Here is a 12372-nt window from a genome sequence, read left to right on the forward strand (position 1 = left end):
CATGCCGGGTATGACGGCATGCCAGCCGTTCCTTGTATGAGAGAACGACATGGAAACCACCTGGGTAGTCGTCGCCGATCAGGCACGAGCACGTCTCTTCTCGGCGTCCGACCAGAGAGGGGCGCTTGAGGAGGTGGAGGATCTGGCCAATCCGGAGGGCCGCCTGCATGACCAGGATCTGAATGCCGATCGGCCGGGACGCGCCTTCGACTCCATGGGTGAGGGGCGTCATGCCATGGGCAAGCACCATTCGCCCAAGGAGCAGGAGGCGATACGTTTCGCGCAAGAGGTCGGGGATCGCCTGGCCGTCGGCCTGCATGATGGCGCCTACCGGCACCTGATCATCAGCGCCACGCCGCGGTTTTTGGGGTTGCTGCGCGAGGCGCTGCCCGAGGATGTCAGGAAGCGCGTCGTGCTCGAGCTTCACAAGGACCTCACCGCCTTGAGCAGCGACGAGATTCGGGCGCACCTGCCGGAGCGGCTGCCCCGGGCACCCCTTTCCCAAGGGGAGTAGTGGCAGGGCACGATGGCGAGTACCTGGGGCGGGCAGTGGGCGGTGTGACCCTCTGACGGATCGGGGATGTCATGCCCCGCCGCGGCATCACGGCCTGTGCTTTCCTTGACAGTCCCGGCCGGCGTCGGGCGGAGCTGCCGACGCTTCCGGTTCGGTGACGAAGGCACTGCGATGAAAGGCGGCGGCGGCCTCCACCTCCGCCATGCCGCGCAGGCCGGGTTCCGGTGGTGCCTCGCCGGCCAGCACGCGCAGCACCGATCTCACGCCGCGTGACAGGGAGACGAGGTTGTAGCCGCCCTCCAGCACGAAGACCAGCCGGCCGCCGCACTGCTGACGGGCGAGTGACTGCAGGATGCCGGTCATGGCGGCAAAGCCGTCATAGGAGACATTCAGCGCCAGGTCATGGCTGTGGGGGTCGAACCCCGCCGAGACCAGGATCAGGTCCGGGCGGAACCACTCCGCCGCCGGCACCAGGATCTCGCGAAACGCCTTGAGATAGGCGGCGTCACCGGCATCGGCAGGCATGGGGACGTTGACGTTGGTGCCTTCTCCCAGACCCACCCCGACCTCCTCGAGGCTGCCCGTCCCCGGGTAGAAGGGCGAGGCGCGATGAATGTCCACCAGCAGCACATCCGGGTCGGCCCAGAAGATGTCCTGGGTGCCGTTGCCATGGTGGGCATCCCAGTCGACGATCATCACCCGCTCGCAGCCCAGCGCCAGGTGCGCATGGGCAGCGGCCACCGCCACGTTGTTGAACAGGCAGAAGCCTCGGGCGCGCACCGGCTCGGCGTGATGGCCGGGCGGCCTGACCAGCGCGAAGCTGCTCTCCGCCCGTCCCTTGACCACCGCTTCCACCGCGGCGATGGCCGTGCCTGCCGCCACCTCGGCGGCCTCGACGCTGCCGGGAGACACCGCCGTGGTATCCACGTCCAGCCAGGCGCTCTTGCCGCGCAGCTGATAGATGCTGTCCAGGTAGGAGAGGGTGTGGACCCGGGCCAACTCCTCTCGTGTTGCGGCCACCCCGGCCTCGAAAGTGACCCCGGTCACCGGTTCGAGCTCGAGGAAGTGGCGGATGGCGGTCAGCCTGGCGGGGTGTTCCGGATACTTCCAGGGTACGCCCAGCCCCGACAGCAGTGAGCGGATGCGCGTGTCCATTCGCCCGGGGAGGAACGGCACCTCGATGTCCGGTTCATGGGCCAGCATGCGCTCGTCGTAGAAGGCGATCACACTGTTCTGGTTGCTCACGGCTCAGGCTCCCTGGTCGGTGGGGCCCCACCCGCGGTGGAGCCGCCACCTCCAGCATAGCCGGTAAGCTAGCCCAGGGCGTCGAGCAGCCGCTGCGTGGCCAGGAACAGCTGGCGGCGCGGCTGGGCGCCCTCCAGCACGCCGGCGTGCTCGCCGTCCAGGCTGAAGCGCAGTGCCGGCACGCCCTGGATGCCGAGCTCGCGGGCGGTGCGCTGATCCTCCATCACCGCCTGGCGATGGTCGCCGTTCTCCAGCGCTCGACGCAGCGCGCTGCCGTCCAGGGACAGCCCATCGGCCACTCGCGCCAGCGCCAGCGGGTCGGCCAGGTCCAGGCTCTCCTCGAAGAAGCCCCGGAACAGCGCCCTGCGCATGGCGTCGCCGGCGCCCGGTTGCTGGGCCGCCTGGGTCTCGGCCCAGGCGGCGGCCTCGTGGGCCAGCCGTGAACGCGGCTGGATCCGCGGCAGCCGCAGGGTCATGCCGCGTTCGGCGGCCATGGGATAGACGGCCCGGCCCCAGACGTCTTGCAGGTAGTCGCCGTCCGGGTCCAGGGTCGGCTCGGGGTCGGGGCGCAGTTCGAAGGCGCGCCAGCGAATCGTCATCCGGCCGGCGAAGCGCTCGGCCAGGGCGTCGAGCTCCGGCATTTCCAGGTAGCAGAAGGGGCAAACGTAGTCGCTGAAGACGTCGAGCGCGATGCGCGGCTGGGCCATGGGGGCTCCTGCGGTCGGTGGGCGGGTGGGCCTATCCTGCCAGGCGGCTCAGCCGGCGGCCAGGCAGGCCGGCAGGCTCTCGCTCAGCGAGCGGGGGACGATGCCCAGGTCCCGGAAGGTGCCGACGCCGTCGCCGACGAGGTTGTCGCGCTGCATCAGCCATACCTGATCGCGGGTCAGCGGGGCGCCGGGGAGGGGAGAGAGCAGTGCGGCCAGCAGGTGCCAGCTCCAGAAGGGCACCGGCACCAGGGGGCGGTCGCGCTTCAGGTGGGCCATCACCCGCTCGACGATCTCGCGGTAGCCGAGCGTCTCGGGGCCGCCGAGTTCGAACAGGCAGCGCCCGGGCGGATGCGACCCGACCAGCGAGACCACCGCGCGGGCCACGTCCACCACGTGCACCGGCTGCAGGCGGGTCTCGCCGCGGCCGAACAGGGGAATCGCCGGCAGGCGCGTCAGGCCGGCCAGGCTGGAGAGAAAGGCGTCCTGCGGGCCGAACAGCACGCTCGGCCGCAGCAGGATCGCCCGGGAGAGGGCATCGACCACGGCATGCTCGCCGCGGGCGTGCGCCCGCACGTAGGGCGAGGGGCAGTCCAGGCGGCAGCCTATCCCCGAGATCTGCACCAGCCGCTCGATGCCGGCTTCATTTGCCAGGCGTGCCAGACGCGCGGCGCCCGCCACGTGGATCGCCTCGAAGTCGAGTCCACGTCGCTCCTTGTAGAGGCTCACCGCATTGACCACGGCGCCGGCCCCCTGCACGGCCCGGGCCACCGACGCCTCGTCGCGGAGATCGGCGGCCATGAGCTCGATACGATCGTCCTCCTCGGCCCAGTCGGGCAGGGCGGGGCGGCGGGCGACCAGCCGCACCGGCCGGCCGGCATCCACCAGCTCGCGGATGATGGCCCGGCCGAGAAAGCCGGTGCCGCCGAATACCGTGATCGGGTGGTCGGGCATGGCGCGTCTCCGTGACGGGTAGGGCCTATCCTGCCAGGCGTAGCGCGGCGCGTCATGCGCCGGGGTGCCGCGTCACGCCGCTGGAGCCCGGGAGGCGGGCGGTGTAGGCTTGCCGCCTTCGATTCCCGGCGCACAGGAGCTGCCCCCATGAGTGACCTTCCCCACTGCCCGTCCTGCGGTTCCACCTACACCTATGACGACGGCCTGCAGTATGTCTGTCCGGAGTGCGGCCATGAGTGGTCCCGGGAAGCCGGCAGCGATGCCGCCGAGGAGGGGCCGGCGGTGCGCGATGCCAACGGCAATCCGCTGGCCGACGGCGACACCGTCACCGTGGTCAAGGACCTCAAGGTGAAGGGTTCCTCGCTGGTGGTGAAGGTGGGCACCCGGGTCAAGAACATCCGCCTGGTCGAGGGTGACCACGACATCGACTGCAAGGTCGACGGCATCGGCCCCATGAAGCTGAAGTCGCAGTTCGTGAAGAAGGCATGACGGTGAGGGCCCCGAGGCGGGAGGCCGGGCGAGGGGGATAGATGCCTCATATGAGAATGATTGTCGTTATTGATGTCATCGGCGGCGATCCTGCCGCCATCCTGCCGGTTGTGGCCAGGAAACGGGGGTCGGGCTTCACATCGAACTTATACAGGACTAAAATGGTCCCCAATTGAGGCGCGCCGCCTTCCCGGCGTGCGCGACACCGAGGAGGGCAGGCATGCTCAAGCTTTCGCGGCTGACCGACTACGCCGCCGTGGTGATGGCGCAGATCGCCCGACATCCGGAGCAGTCCCATGCGGCGGCCGAGCTTGCCGACGCCGTTCAGCTGCCGCACCCCACGGTCTCCAAGACCCTGAAGATGCTGGTCAAGGCGGGGCTCCTCGAGTCGCGCCGCGGGGCCCAGGGGGGCTACTCGCTGGCACGTCCCGCCTCGCGCATCACCGCCATCGACATCATTACCGCCATCGAGGGGCCGGTGGCGATGACCGAGTGCAGCCACGCCGAGGGCGACTGCGACCTCGCCGCCACCTGCGGCGTGTCGGACAACTGGCAGCGCGTGTCGCTGGCCGTCCGCACCCTGCTCGACAGCGTGACGCTGGCCCACCTGGCCGACACTGCACCGATCAAGCTGCCGGTGCAGCTGCCTATCCAGAGCGTCAGCCTGGCCGCCGACACGGCCTGAGACCACTTACGAATCATGAGGGCGAGTGACCCTCGCCAGCCCAACCGCCCGGGAGGGGAGACACCATGGCAAGTCAGGAAATGGAACAGCTTGTCCGTCGCGACTACAAGGAAGGTTTCGTGACCGACATCGAGAGCGACACGGTACCGCCCGGTCTCGACGAGGGCACCATCGCCTTCATCTCGAACAAGAAGGGCGAGCCGGAGTGGATGCTCGAGTGGCGCCTCAAGGCCTACCACCAGTGGCTGAAGATGACCCCGCCCTCCTGGGCTCATCTCGATTATCCGCCCATCGACTACCAGGCGATCTCCTACTACAGCGCGCCCAAGCGTGACGAGGACAAGCCCCAGAGCCTCGACGAGGTGGACCCCAAGCTGCTCGAGACCTACGAGAAGCTGGGCATTCCGCTGCACGAGCGCGCGGCTCTGGCCGGCGTGGCGGTGGACGCGGTGTTCGACTCGGTATCGGTGACCACCACCTTCAAGGAGAAGCTGCACGAGGCGGGGGTGATCTTCTGCTCCATCTCCGAGGCGATCCGCGACTACCCGGAACTGATCAAGCAGTACCTGGGGACCGTGGTGCCGGTGGCCGACAACTACTTCGCGGCGCTCAACTCCGCGGTGTTCACCGACGGCTCCTTCGTCTTCGTGCCCAAGGGCGTGACCTGCCCCATGGAGCTCTCCACCTACTTCCGTATCAACGCCGCCAACACCGGCCAGTTCGAGCGCACCCTGATCATCTGCGAGGAGGGCGCCCAGGTCTCCTACCTGGAGGGCTGCACCGCGCCGATGCGCGACGAGAACCAGCTGCACGCGGCGGTGGTCGAGCTGGTGGCCCTGGACGACGCCTATATCAAGTACTCCACGGTGCAGAACTGGTACCCCGGCGACGAGGACGGCAAGGGTGGCATCTACAACTTCGTCACCAAGCGCGGCGACTGCCGCGGCGACCGTTCGCGCATCAGCTGGACCCAGGTCGAGACCGGCTCCGCCATCACCTGGAAGTACCCCTCCTGCGTGCTGCGCGGCAAGGACAGCATCGGCGAGTTCTACTCCGTGGCGGTGACCAACGGCCGCCAGCAGGCCGATACCGGCACCAAGATGATTCACATCGGCGAGGGCTCCCGCTCCAGCATCATCTCCAAGGGGATCTCCGCCGGCCGCAGCAACCAGTCCTATCGCGGCCTGGTCAAGATCGGCCCGCGGGCCAAGGGGGCGCGCAACTTCACCCAGTGCGACTCGCTGCTGATCGGCGACACCTGCGGCGCGCACACCTTCCCCTACCAGGAGATCGGCAACAGCACCGCCACCGTCGAGCACGAGGCCACCACCTCCAAGATCGGCGAGGACCAGCTCTTCTACTGCCAGAGCCGGGGGATCTCCGAGGAGGACGCGGTGAGCATGATCGTCAACGGCTTCTGCAAGGACGTCTTCCAGGAGCTGCCGATGGAGTTCGCCGTCGAGGCCGAGGCGCTGCTGAGCGTCACCCTCGAAGGCGCGGTCGGTTAATCCCCATTTTCAGAATTCAAAGGTAGCGAAGATGCTCGAAGTCAAGGATCTGCACGTCACGGTCGAAGGCAAGGAAATCCTCAAGGGCCTCAGCCTGACCATCAAGGCCGGTGAAGTCCACGCCATCATGGGCCCCAACGGGGCCGGCAAGTCCACCCTCTCGGCGGTGATCGCCGGCAAGGAGGGCTACGAGGTCACCTCCGGCTCGATCACCTTCGAGGGCCAGGACGTGCTGGAGATGGAGGTCGAGGAGCGGGCGCTGGCCGGCATGCTGCTGGGCTTCCAGTACCCGGTCGAGATCCCCGGGGTGAAGAACATCTACCTGCTCAAGGCGGCGCTCAACGCCAAGCGTGCCGCCCATGGCCAGGAGGACATCCCGGCGCCGGAGTTCATGAAGCTGATCAAGGAGAAGATCGCCGAGATGAAGATGGACGCCAGCTTCCTGCAGCGTTCCGTCAACGAGGGCTTCTCCGGCGGCGAGAAGAAGCGCAACGAGATCCTCCAGATGCTGGTGCTCGAGCCCAAGCTCGCCATGCTCGACGAGATCGACTCGGGGCTGGACATCGACGCCATGAAGGTGGTGGCCGACGGCGTCAACAGCCTGCGCGCCCAGGAGCGGGCCATCCTGCTGGTGACCCACTACCAGCGCCTGCTCGACTACATCGTGCCCGACCACGTCCATGTGCTGGTGGATGGCCGCATCGTCAAGAGCGGCGATGCCGAACTGGCCAAGGAACTCGAGGCACGCGGCTACGACTGGGTACTGGAGGAATCCGCGGCATGAGCGATGTGCAGACCTTTCTCGATCGCCTGAGCGAGCGCAGCGCCTCCCGGGGGGCGGAGCCGACCTGGATCGCCGCACGGCGCCAGGCCGGGGCCGCGCGCTTCGAGGCGATGGGCTTCCCGACCCGCCGCGACGAGGCGTGGAAATACACCGACGTGCGCGCCATCGCCCGGGGCGACTTCGCCCTGGCCGACAGCGCCGAGTTCTCCCAGGCCTCGGCCGCGGCGCTGACCCTGCCCCTGGAGGCCCATCGCCTGACCTTCGTCGACGGCGTCTTCTCGGCGCCGCTGTCGCAGCTCGAGGGCCTGCCGGCGGGGGTGGCGCTGCTGCCGCTGTCGCGGGCGCTGGAGGAGAACCACGAGGCGGTGGGCGGCCCCCTGGGCCGGCTGACCGGGGTGGAGTTCTCGCCCTTCTCGGCCCTCAATACCGCCTTCATGGAGGAGGGCGCCGTGCTGCGCCTGGCGCCGGGTACCGTGGTGGAGAAGCCGATCGTGCTGCAGTTCCTCTCCCGGTCCGGCGAGCGGGCGGTGATGAGCCATCCGCGCATCCTCATCGAGGCGGGCGGGCGCAGCCAGGCCACCGTGATCGAGCATCACATCGGCGAGGAGGCCGCGGCCAACTTCACCAACCTGGTGGCCGAGATCATGCTCGACCGCGGGGCGATCCTGACCCACTACAAGCTGCAGGAGGCGCCGCTGGCCGACCTGCACGTGGCCAGCATCCACGTGGAGCAGGGCCGCGACAGCACCTACACCTCGTTCAACCTGAACCTGGGGGGCGGCCTGGTGCGCACCGACCTGATCAGCGAGCTCAACGGCCAGGGGGCCACCGCCAACTTCTACGGCCTCTTCTACGGCCAGGGCCGCCAGCACGTGGACAGCCACACCCTGGCCAACCACAACGCGCCCCACACCTACTCCAACGAGAACTACAAGGGCATCCTCGACGACCGTGCCCATGGCGTGTTCAACGGCAAGGTGGTGGTCAAGCGCGACAGCCAGAAGATCGAGGGCTACCAGAGCAACGCCAACCTGCTGCTCTCCGACCGCGCCGAGATCGATGCCAAGCCCGAACTCGAGATCTATGCCGACGACGTCAAGTGCTCCCACGGCACCACCACCGGCCAGCTCGACGCGGAGGCGGTCTACGCCCTGCGCACCCGCGGCATCGACGAGCAGACGGCCCGCGGCCTGCTGACCCTGGCCTTCGCCGGCGAGGTGCTGGAAGAGGTGGGCCTCGACGCCATCGCCGAGCGGGTCGAGCTGGCGGTGGCTGGCAAGCTCCCCGAGCGCTTCAACCTGGCCGGGCTGGTGGAAGCGGCCGTGGCCCTGGGCGATGAATGAGCGGGCAACAGACGATCACCGAGCGAGGACTACCGGATGACTGACCTGGCCACCAGCAGCGAACTCGAGGCCCCGTCCCTGGACGTGGCCGCGGTGCGGGCCGATTTCCCGATCCTGGCGCGCCGGGTGCACGGCAGGCCGCTGGTCTATCTCGACAATGCCGCCACCAGCCAGACCCCGCGGCAGGTGATCGCGACGTTCGACGACTACTACGGTCGCTACAACGCCAATATCCACCGCGGGCTGCACACCCTGGCCGACGAGGCCACCGCGGCCTTCGAGGGGACCCGCGAGACGGTGCGCGGCTTCCTGAATGCCGCCGACAGCCGCGAGATCATCTTCACCCGCGGCACCACCGAGGCGATCAACCTGGTGGCCTACAGCTGGGGGCGCGCCAACCTCCGGGCCGGCGATGAAGTCCTGATCTCGCGGCTGGAGCACCACTCCAACATCGTGCCCTGGCAGCTGCTGGCCGCGGAGCTCGGTTTCACCATCAGGGTGATCCCGGTGGACGAGCGCGGGGTGCTGGACATGGCGGCCTACCGGGAGCTGCTCGGCGAGCGCACGAAGCTGGTGGCGGTGAACCATGTCTCCAACGCCTTCGGCACGATCAACCCGGTCAGGGAGATGGCGGCCAGCGCCCACGCCCGGGGCGCCCTGATCCTGGTCGACGGCGCCCAGGCCACGCCTCACCAGGCGGTGGACGTCCGCGACATCGACGCCGACTTCTACGCCTTCTCCGGGCACAAGGTCTACGGCCCCACCGGGGTCGGCGTGCTCTACGGCAAGGCGGCGCTGCTCGAGGCGATGCCGCCCTGGCAGGGCGGCGGCGAGATGATCCGGACCGTCTCCTTCGAGGCGGGCACCACCTTCGCCGAGATCCCCCACAAGTTCGAGGCCGGCACTCCGGCCATCGCCGAGGTGATCGCCCTGGGCGAGGCGCTGAAGTGGGTGGCCGGCGTCGGCCTCGGCGCCATCGGTGCCTGGGAGGGGCGGTTGCTCGCCCATGCCACGGCCGCGGTGTCGCGCATCGACGGCCTGCGCATCCTGGGCACCGCCCCGGACAAGGCCGGCGTGCTGTCGTTCGTGGTCGACGGCGCCCATGCCCAGGACATCGGCCTGCTGATCGATCAGCTCGGGGTGGCGATCCGCACCGGCCACCACTGCGCCCAGCCGCTGCTGGCCCAGTTCGGCGTGGATGCCACCTGCCGGGCCTCGTTTGCCGCCTACAACACCCTGGAAGAGATCGACGTCTTCGTCGAGGCCCTGGAGCGGGTCATCGGCATGGTGCGCTGAGACCAGGCACCGGATCACGGAACGAGAGAGAGCCATGAGCGAAATCGAGCAGATTGCCCGCCTGCAGAAGGGCCAGACGCTGCCGTTGCAGCGCGACGTGGAGGCCATCTCCATTCCCTTCGGCAAGACCGTGACCCTGGCCGAGGACAGCATCGTCAGCGTGATGCAGGCCAAGGGCAGCACGGTGAGCGTGGGCTACGAGGGGCGCCTCTACCTGATCGAGGGTGCCAACCTCGATGCCCTGGGGCTCGAGGCGCTGCCGCGGCCGACCCTCGACGAGAATGCCTCCGAGGACGAGATCGAGCAGTTCGTCTGGGACCAGCTGCGCACCTGCTTCGATCCGGAGATCCCGGTCAACATCGTCGACCTGGGGCTGGTCTACGGCTGTCGCATCGAGCGACTGATCACCGGCGAGCGCATCGTTACCATTCGCATGACCCTCACCGCGCCGGGATGCGGCATGGGCGACGTGATCGCCGCCGACGCCCGCAACAAGATCCTCGGCGCCCCCCAGATCGCCAAGGTGCATACCGAGATCGTCTTCGACCCGCCCTGGAGTCGTGAGATGATGAGCGACGAGGCCAAGCTCGAGCTCGGCATGTTCTGACGCCACCCCCCGCGGCGGGGCCTGGGGAGTGCCATGAAGCGAACGGTGTGGGCGGCCTTCCGGGGCCTGCTGATGACGCTGGGGGCGGCCACGCTCCTGGCCGCGCTGCTGTTCGTGGTCGCCAACCTCTGGGTGCTGGGACAGACCCGCGCCCGCATCGAGCACGAGCTGCCGCTGTGCCGTGCCGAGCAGGTGGGGATCGTCTTCGGTACCTCCCACTGGACGCGCAGCGGGGTCCGCAACCCCCACTTCGAGGCCCGCATGAGCGCCTCGGCGCGCCTCGTCCGCCTGGGTCGCGTCGACCACCTGCTGCTCTCCGGCGACAATCGCACCCGGTTCTACAACGAGCCCATCACCATGTGGCGGGACCTGCGGGGGCGCGCGGTGTCCGACGACGACATGACCCTCGACTACGCCGGCTTCAGCACCTTCGACACCCTGGCCCGGGCCCGGGAGGTGTTCGGGGTGGAGCGGGCGCTGCTGATCACCCAGGCGTGGCACCTGCCGCGGGCGCTGTTCATCGCCGATGCCCTGGGGGTAGAGGCCAGCGGCTGTGCGGTGCCCGCCCAGCGGGTGGCGGGGGTCTGGCGACTGCAGGTCCGGGAGTGGGTGGCGCGGGTGGCCACCCTGGGTGATCTCTACCTGTGGGGGCGCTCCCCCCACTTCCTCGGCCCGCTGGAGCCGCTGGAGATCACGCCGCGGACCTGGGAACCGCCGGCGCCCGAGCCGCGGACGGCCGAAATCGGGGACGGGTGAGCGGGAGGGCAGGGCTCAGCGGCGCTGGCGCTGCTTCTGCAGGGCGTAGAGCTCACGGATCAGGCCGCGGCAGCCCTTCCAGCACGCCTCGATGACCGGCTCGATGGGTTCGGGCAGGGGATGGGTGTAGAGGGTGGAGAGCGCCTGCATCAGCACGCGCTCCTGCTCGAGCAGCTCGCCGATCACCACCTGGCTCTCGTTGCCGACGAAGCTCTTCAGCCGGCTCCACAGCCACATGTAGTCATCGCGCTCCACATCCGCGTCGCGCGGCAGCATGTTGAGATGCTGGCGGGCCAGCTCCTGCAGCTCGTGCATCGACCGGTCCCGGGCCTCGTAGTGGGGCTTCAGGGTGTCGCGCAGGGACGGGCGCAAGCGCTCCAGGTTGTCCTGGAAATAGTCGATGCTGTCGGCCAGCGCCTCCAGGACGCTGTCCATCGCCACCTGGCGATTGTCGAGAAACATGAGCGGTCACCTCCTCCGGTGACGCAGATTGTGGCGGGGGAAACACTGTTTTGCTACCCCCGGGGAGGAATAAATTTCCTCCCCATTGGGCCTGGCCCGGGTCGTCCTGGCAATTACCCCTTGGGCTTAGGCGGTGCCTTGCGGCTCGGAGCGGCGTGCTTCTCGATATGCTCGACGATCAGGCCGGCGATGTCCTTGCCGGTGGCCGTCTCGATGCCCTGCAGCCCGGGCGAGGAGTTGACCTCCATGATCACCGGCCCGTGATTGGAGCGCAGCAGGTCGACGCCGGCCACCCGCAGGCCCATCGCCTTGGCGGCACGGATGGCCGTGGAGCGCTCCTCGGGGGTGATGCGGATGACGCTGGCGGTGCCGCCGCGGTGCAGGTTGGAGCGGAACTCCCCCTCGGCGGCCTGGCGCTTCATGGAGGCCACCACCTTGTCGCCGATCACGAAGCAGCGGATATCGGCCCCGCGGGCCTCCTTGATGTACTCCTGCACCATGATGTTGGCCTTCATGCCCATGAAGGCCTGGATCACCGACTCGGCGGCCTGGTTGGTCTCGGCGAGCACGACGCCGATGCCCTGGGTGCCCTCCAGCAGCTTGATGACCAGCGGGGCGCCCTTGACCATGGTGATCAGGTCTGGGATGTCGTCGGGGGAGTGGGCGAAACCGGTGATCGGCAGCCCCAGGCCCTTGCGCGAGAGCAGCTGCAGGGAGCGCAGCTTGTCCCGGGAGCGGGTGATGGCCACGGAGTCGTTGAGCACGTAGGTGCCCATCATCTCGAACTGGCGCAGCACGGCGCAGCCGTAGAAGGTCACCGAGGCGCCGATGCGCGGGATGACCGCGTCGAAGGGCTCGAGCTCCTCGCCCTTGAGGTGGATGGAGGGATGATGGGCCGCGATGCTCATGTAGCAGCGCAGGGTGTCGATCACGCGGGCGGTATGGCCGCGCTGTTCGGCGGCCTCCACCAGCCGGCGGGTGGAGTAGAGGTTGCGGTTGCGGGACAGCAGCGCGATATGCATCGG

The 12372-nt window shown here is 68.6% G+C and carries 14 protein-coding genes; 9 read left to right on the plus strand and 5 right to left on the minus strand.

Annotated features, from left to right (window positions below):
* Positions 1-49: 49 nt before the first annotated feature.
* Positions 50-514, plus strand: coding sequence for a host attachment protein (locus tag BDK63_RS13270; protein WP_183332748.1), 465 nt, complete (start codon positions 50-52; stop codon positions 512-514).
* Positions 515-601: 87 nt separating this feature from the next.
* Here the strand turns inward: BDK63_RS13270 and BDK63_RS13275 are convergent, their stop codons facing one another.
* From BDK63_RS13275 to BDK63_RS13285, 3 genes are all read right to left on the minus strand, one after another.
* Positions 602-1759, minus strand: a complete 1158-nt coding sequence (locus BDK63_RS13275) for a histone deacetylase family protein (RefSeq protein WP_343065318.1) — start codon at positions 1757-1759, stop codon at positions 602-604.
* 68 nt (positions 1760-1827) lie between these two features.
* Complete coding sequence (locus BDK63_RS13280) at positions 1828-2466, minus strand: DsbA family oxidoreductase (RefSeq protein ID WP_183332750.1); 639 nt, start codon at positions 2464-2466, stop codon at positions 1828-1830.
* 48 nt (positions 2467-2514) lie between these two features.
* Complete coding sequence (locus tag BDK63_RS13285) at positions 2515-3417, minus strand: NAD-dependent epimerase/dehydratase family protein (protein WP_183332752.1); 903 nt, start codon at positions 3415-3417, stop codon at positions 2515-2517.
* 147 nt (positions 3418-3564) lie between these two features.
* Between BDK63_RS13285 and BDK63_RS13290 the strand changes: the two genes are divergently transcribed.
* The 8 genes from BDK63_RS13290 (at position 3565) to BDK63_RS13325 (ending at position 10885) form a co-directional block, all read left to right on the plus strand.
* Positions 3565-3906, plus strand: coding sequence for a zinc ribbon domain-containing protein YjdM (locus tag BDK63_RS13290; protein ID WP_183332754.1), 342 nt, complete (start codon positions 3565-3567; stop codon positions 3904-3906).
* A gap of 220 nt (positions 3907-4126) precedes the next feature.
* Positions 4127-4591 carry an SUF system Fe-S cluster assembly regulator gene (locus BDK63_RS13295; protein WP_183332756.1) on the plus strand — a complete coding sequence of 155 codons (465 nt, stop codon included), beginning with the start codon at positions 4127-4129 and terminating at the stop codon, positions 4589-4591.
* A 65-nt stretch (positions 4592-4656) separates the two neighbouring features.
* Positions 4657-6099 carry a Fe-S cluster assembly protein SufB gene (gene sufB, locus BDK63_RS13300; RefSeq protein ID WP_183332758.1) on the plus strand — a complete coding sequence of 481 codons (1443 nt, stop codon included), beginning with the start codon at positions 4657-4659 and terminating at the stop codon, positions 6097-6099.
* Between the two features lie 31 nt (positions 6100-6130).
* Entirely contained in the window at positions 6131-6883 is a 753-nt protein-coding gene (gene sufC / locus BDK63_RS13305; RefSeq protein WP_183332760.1) for a Fe-S cluster assembly ATPase SufC, read from the plus strand.
* Positions 6880-8226 carry a Fe-S cluster assembly protein SufD gene (sufD, locus tag BDK63_RS13310; RefSeq protein ID WP_183332762.1) on the plus strand — a complete coding sequence of 449 codons (1347 nt, stop codon included), beginning with the start codon at positions 6880-6882 and terminating at the stop codon, positions 8224-8226. Before sufC ends, sufD begins: the two co-directional genes overlap by 4 nt.
* A gap of 36 nt (positions 8227-8262) precedes the next feature.
* Positions 8263-9522, plus strand: coding sequence for a cysteine desulfurase (locus tag BDK63_RS13315; protein ID WP_281379288.1), 1260 nt, complete (start codon positions 8263-8265; stop codon positions 9520-9522).
* A 34-nt stretch (positions 9523-9556) separates the two neighbouring features.
* Positions 9557-10129, plus strand: a complete 573-nt coding sequence (sufT, locus tag BDK63_RS13320) for a putative Fe-S cluster assembly protein SufT (RefSeq protein ID WP_183332764.1) — start codon at positions 9557-9559, stop codon at positions 10127-10129.
* Between the two features lie 33 nt (positions 10130-10162).
* The gene (locus BDK63_RS13325) at positions 10163-10885 is read left to right on the plus strand and encodes a SanA/YdcF family protein (protein ID WP_183332766.1); all 723 of its coding nucleotides are present in this window, start codon (positions 10163-10165) and stop codon (positions 10883-10885) included.
* A gap of 15 nt (positions 10886-10900) precedes the next feature.
* Here the strand turns inward: BDK63_RS13325 and BDK63_RS13330 are convergent, their stop codons facing one another.
* Both BDK63_RS13330 and rimK read right to left on the minus strand, forming a co-directional pair.
* Positions 10901-11347, minus strand: a complete 447-nt coding sequence (locus tag BDK63_RS13330; RefSeq protein ID WP_183332768.1) for a hypothetical protein — start codon at positions 11345-11347, stop codon at positions 10901-10903.
* A 113-nt stretch (positions 11348-11460) separates the two neighbouring features.
* On the minus strand, positions 11461-12369 hold the full coding sequence (rimK, locus tag BDK63_RS13335) for a 30S ribosomal protein S6--L-glutamate ligase (RefSeq protein ID WP_183332770.1): 909 nt from the start codon (positions 12367-12369) through the stop codon (positions 11461-11463).
* Between the last annotated feature and the right edge of the window lie 3 nt (positions 12370-12372).

It is taken from the genome of Halomonas campaniensis (assembly GCF_014193375.1).
GTDB classification, from domain to species: Bacteria; Pseudomonadota; Gammaproteobacteria; order Pseudomonadales; family Halomonadaceae; genus Halomonas; species Halomonas campaniensis.

Coding starts and splice junctions, on each gene's coding strand:
- BDK63_RS13270 (WP_183332748.1), top strand. CDS start 50: ATGGAAACCACCTGGGTAGTCGTCGCCGATCAGGCACGAGCACGTCTC.
- BDK63_RS13280 (WP_183332750.1), bottom strand. CDS start 2,466: ATGGCCCAGCCGCGCATCGCGCTCGACGTCTTCAGCGACTACGTTTGC.
- BDK63_RS13285 (WP_183332752.1), bottom strand. CDS start 3,417: ATGCCCGACCACCCGATCACGGTATTCGGCGGCACCGGCTTTCTCGGC.
- BDK63_RS13290 (WP_183332754.1), top strand. CDS start 3,565: ATGAGTGACCTTCCCCACTGCCCGTCCTGCGGTTCCACCTACACCTAT.
- BDK63_RS13295 (WP_183332756.1), top strand. CDS start 4,127: ATGCTCAAGCTTTCGCGGCTGACCGACTACGCCGCCGTGGTGATGGCG.
- sufB (WP_183332758.1), top strand. CDS start 4,657: ATGGCAAGTCAGGAAATGGAACAGCTTGTCCGTCGCGACTACAAGGAA.
- sufC (WP_183332760.1), top strand. CDS start 6,131: ATGCTCGAAGTCAAGGATCTGCACGTCACGGTCGAAGGCAAGGAAATC.
- sufD (WP_183332762.1), top strand. CDS start 6,880: ATGAGCGATGTGCAGACCTTTCTCGATCGCCTGAGCGAGCGCAGCGCC.
- BDK63_RS13315 (WP_281379288.1), top strand. CDS start 8,263: ATGACTGACCTGGCCACCAGCAGCGAACTCGAGGCCCCGTCCCTGGAC.
- sufT (WP_183332764.1), top strand. CDS start 9,557: ATGAGCGAAATCGAGCAGATTGCCCGCCTGCAGAAGGGCCAGACGCTG.
- BDK63_RS13325 (WP_183332766.1), top strand. CDS start 10,163: ATGAAGCGAACGGTGTGGGCGGCCTTCCGGGGCCTGCTGATGACGCTG.
- BDK63_RS13330 (WP_183332768.1), bottom strand. CDS start 11,347: ATGTTTCTCGACAATCGCCAGGTGGCGATGGACAGCGTCCTGGAGGCG.
- rimK (WP_183332770.1), bottom strand. CDS start 12,369: ATGCATATCGCGCTGCTGTCCCGCAACCGCAACCTCTACTCCACCCGC.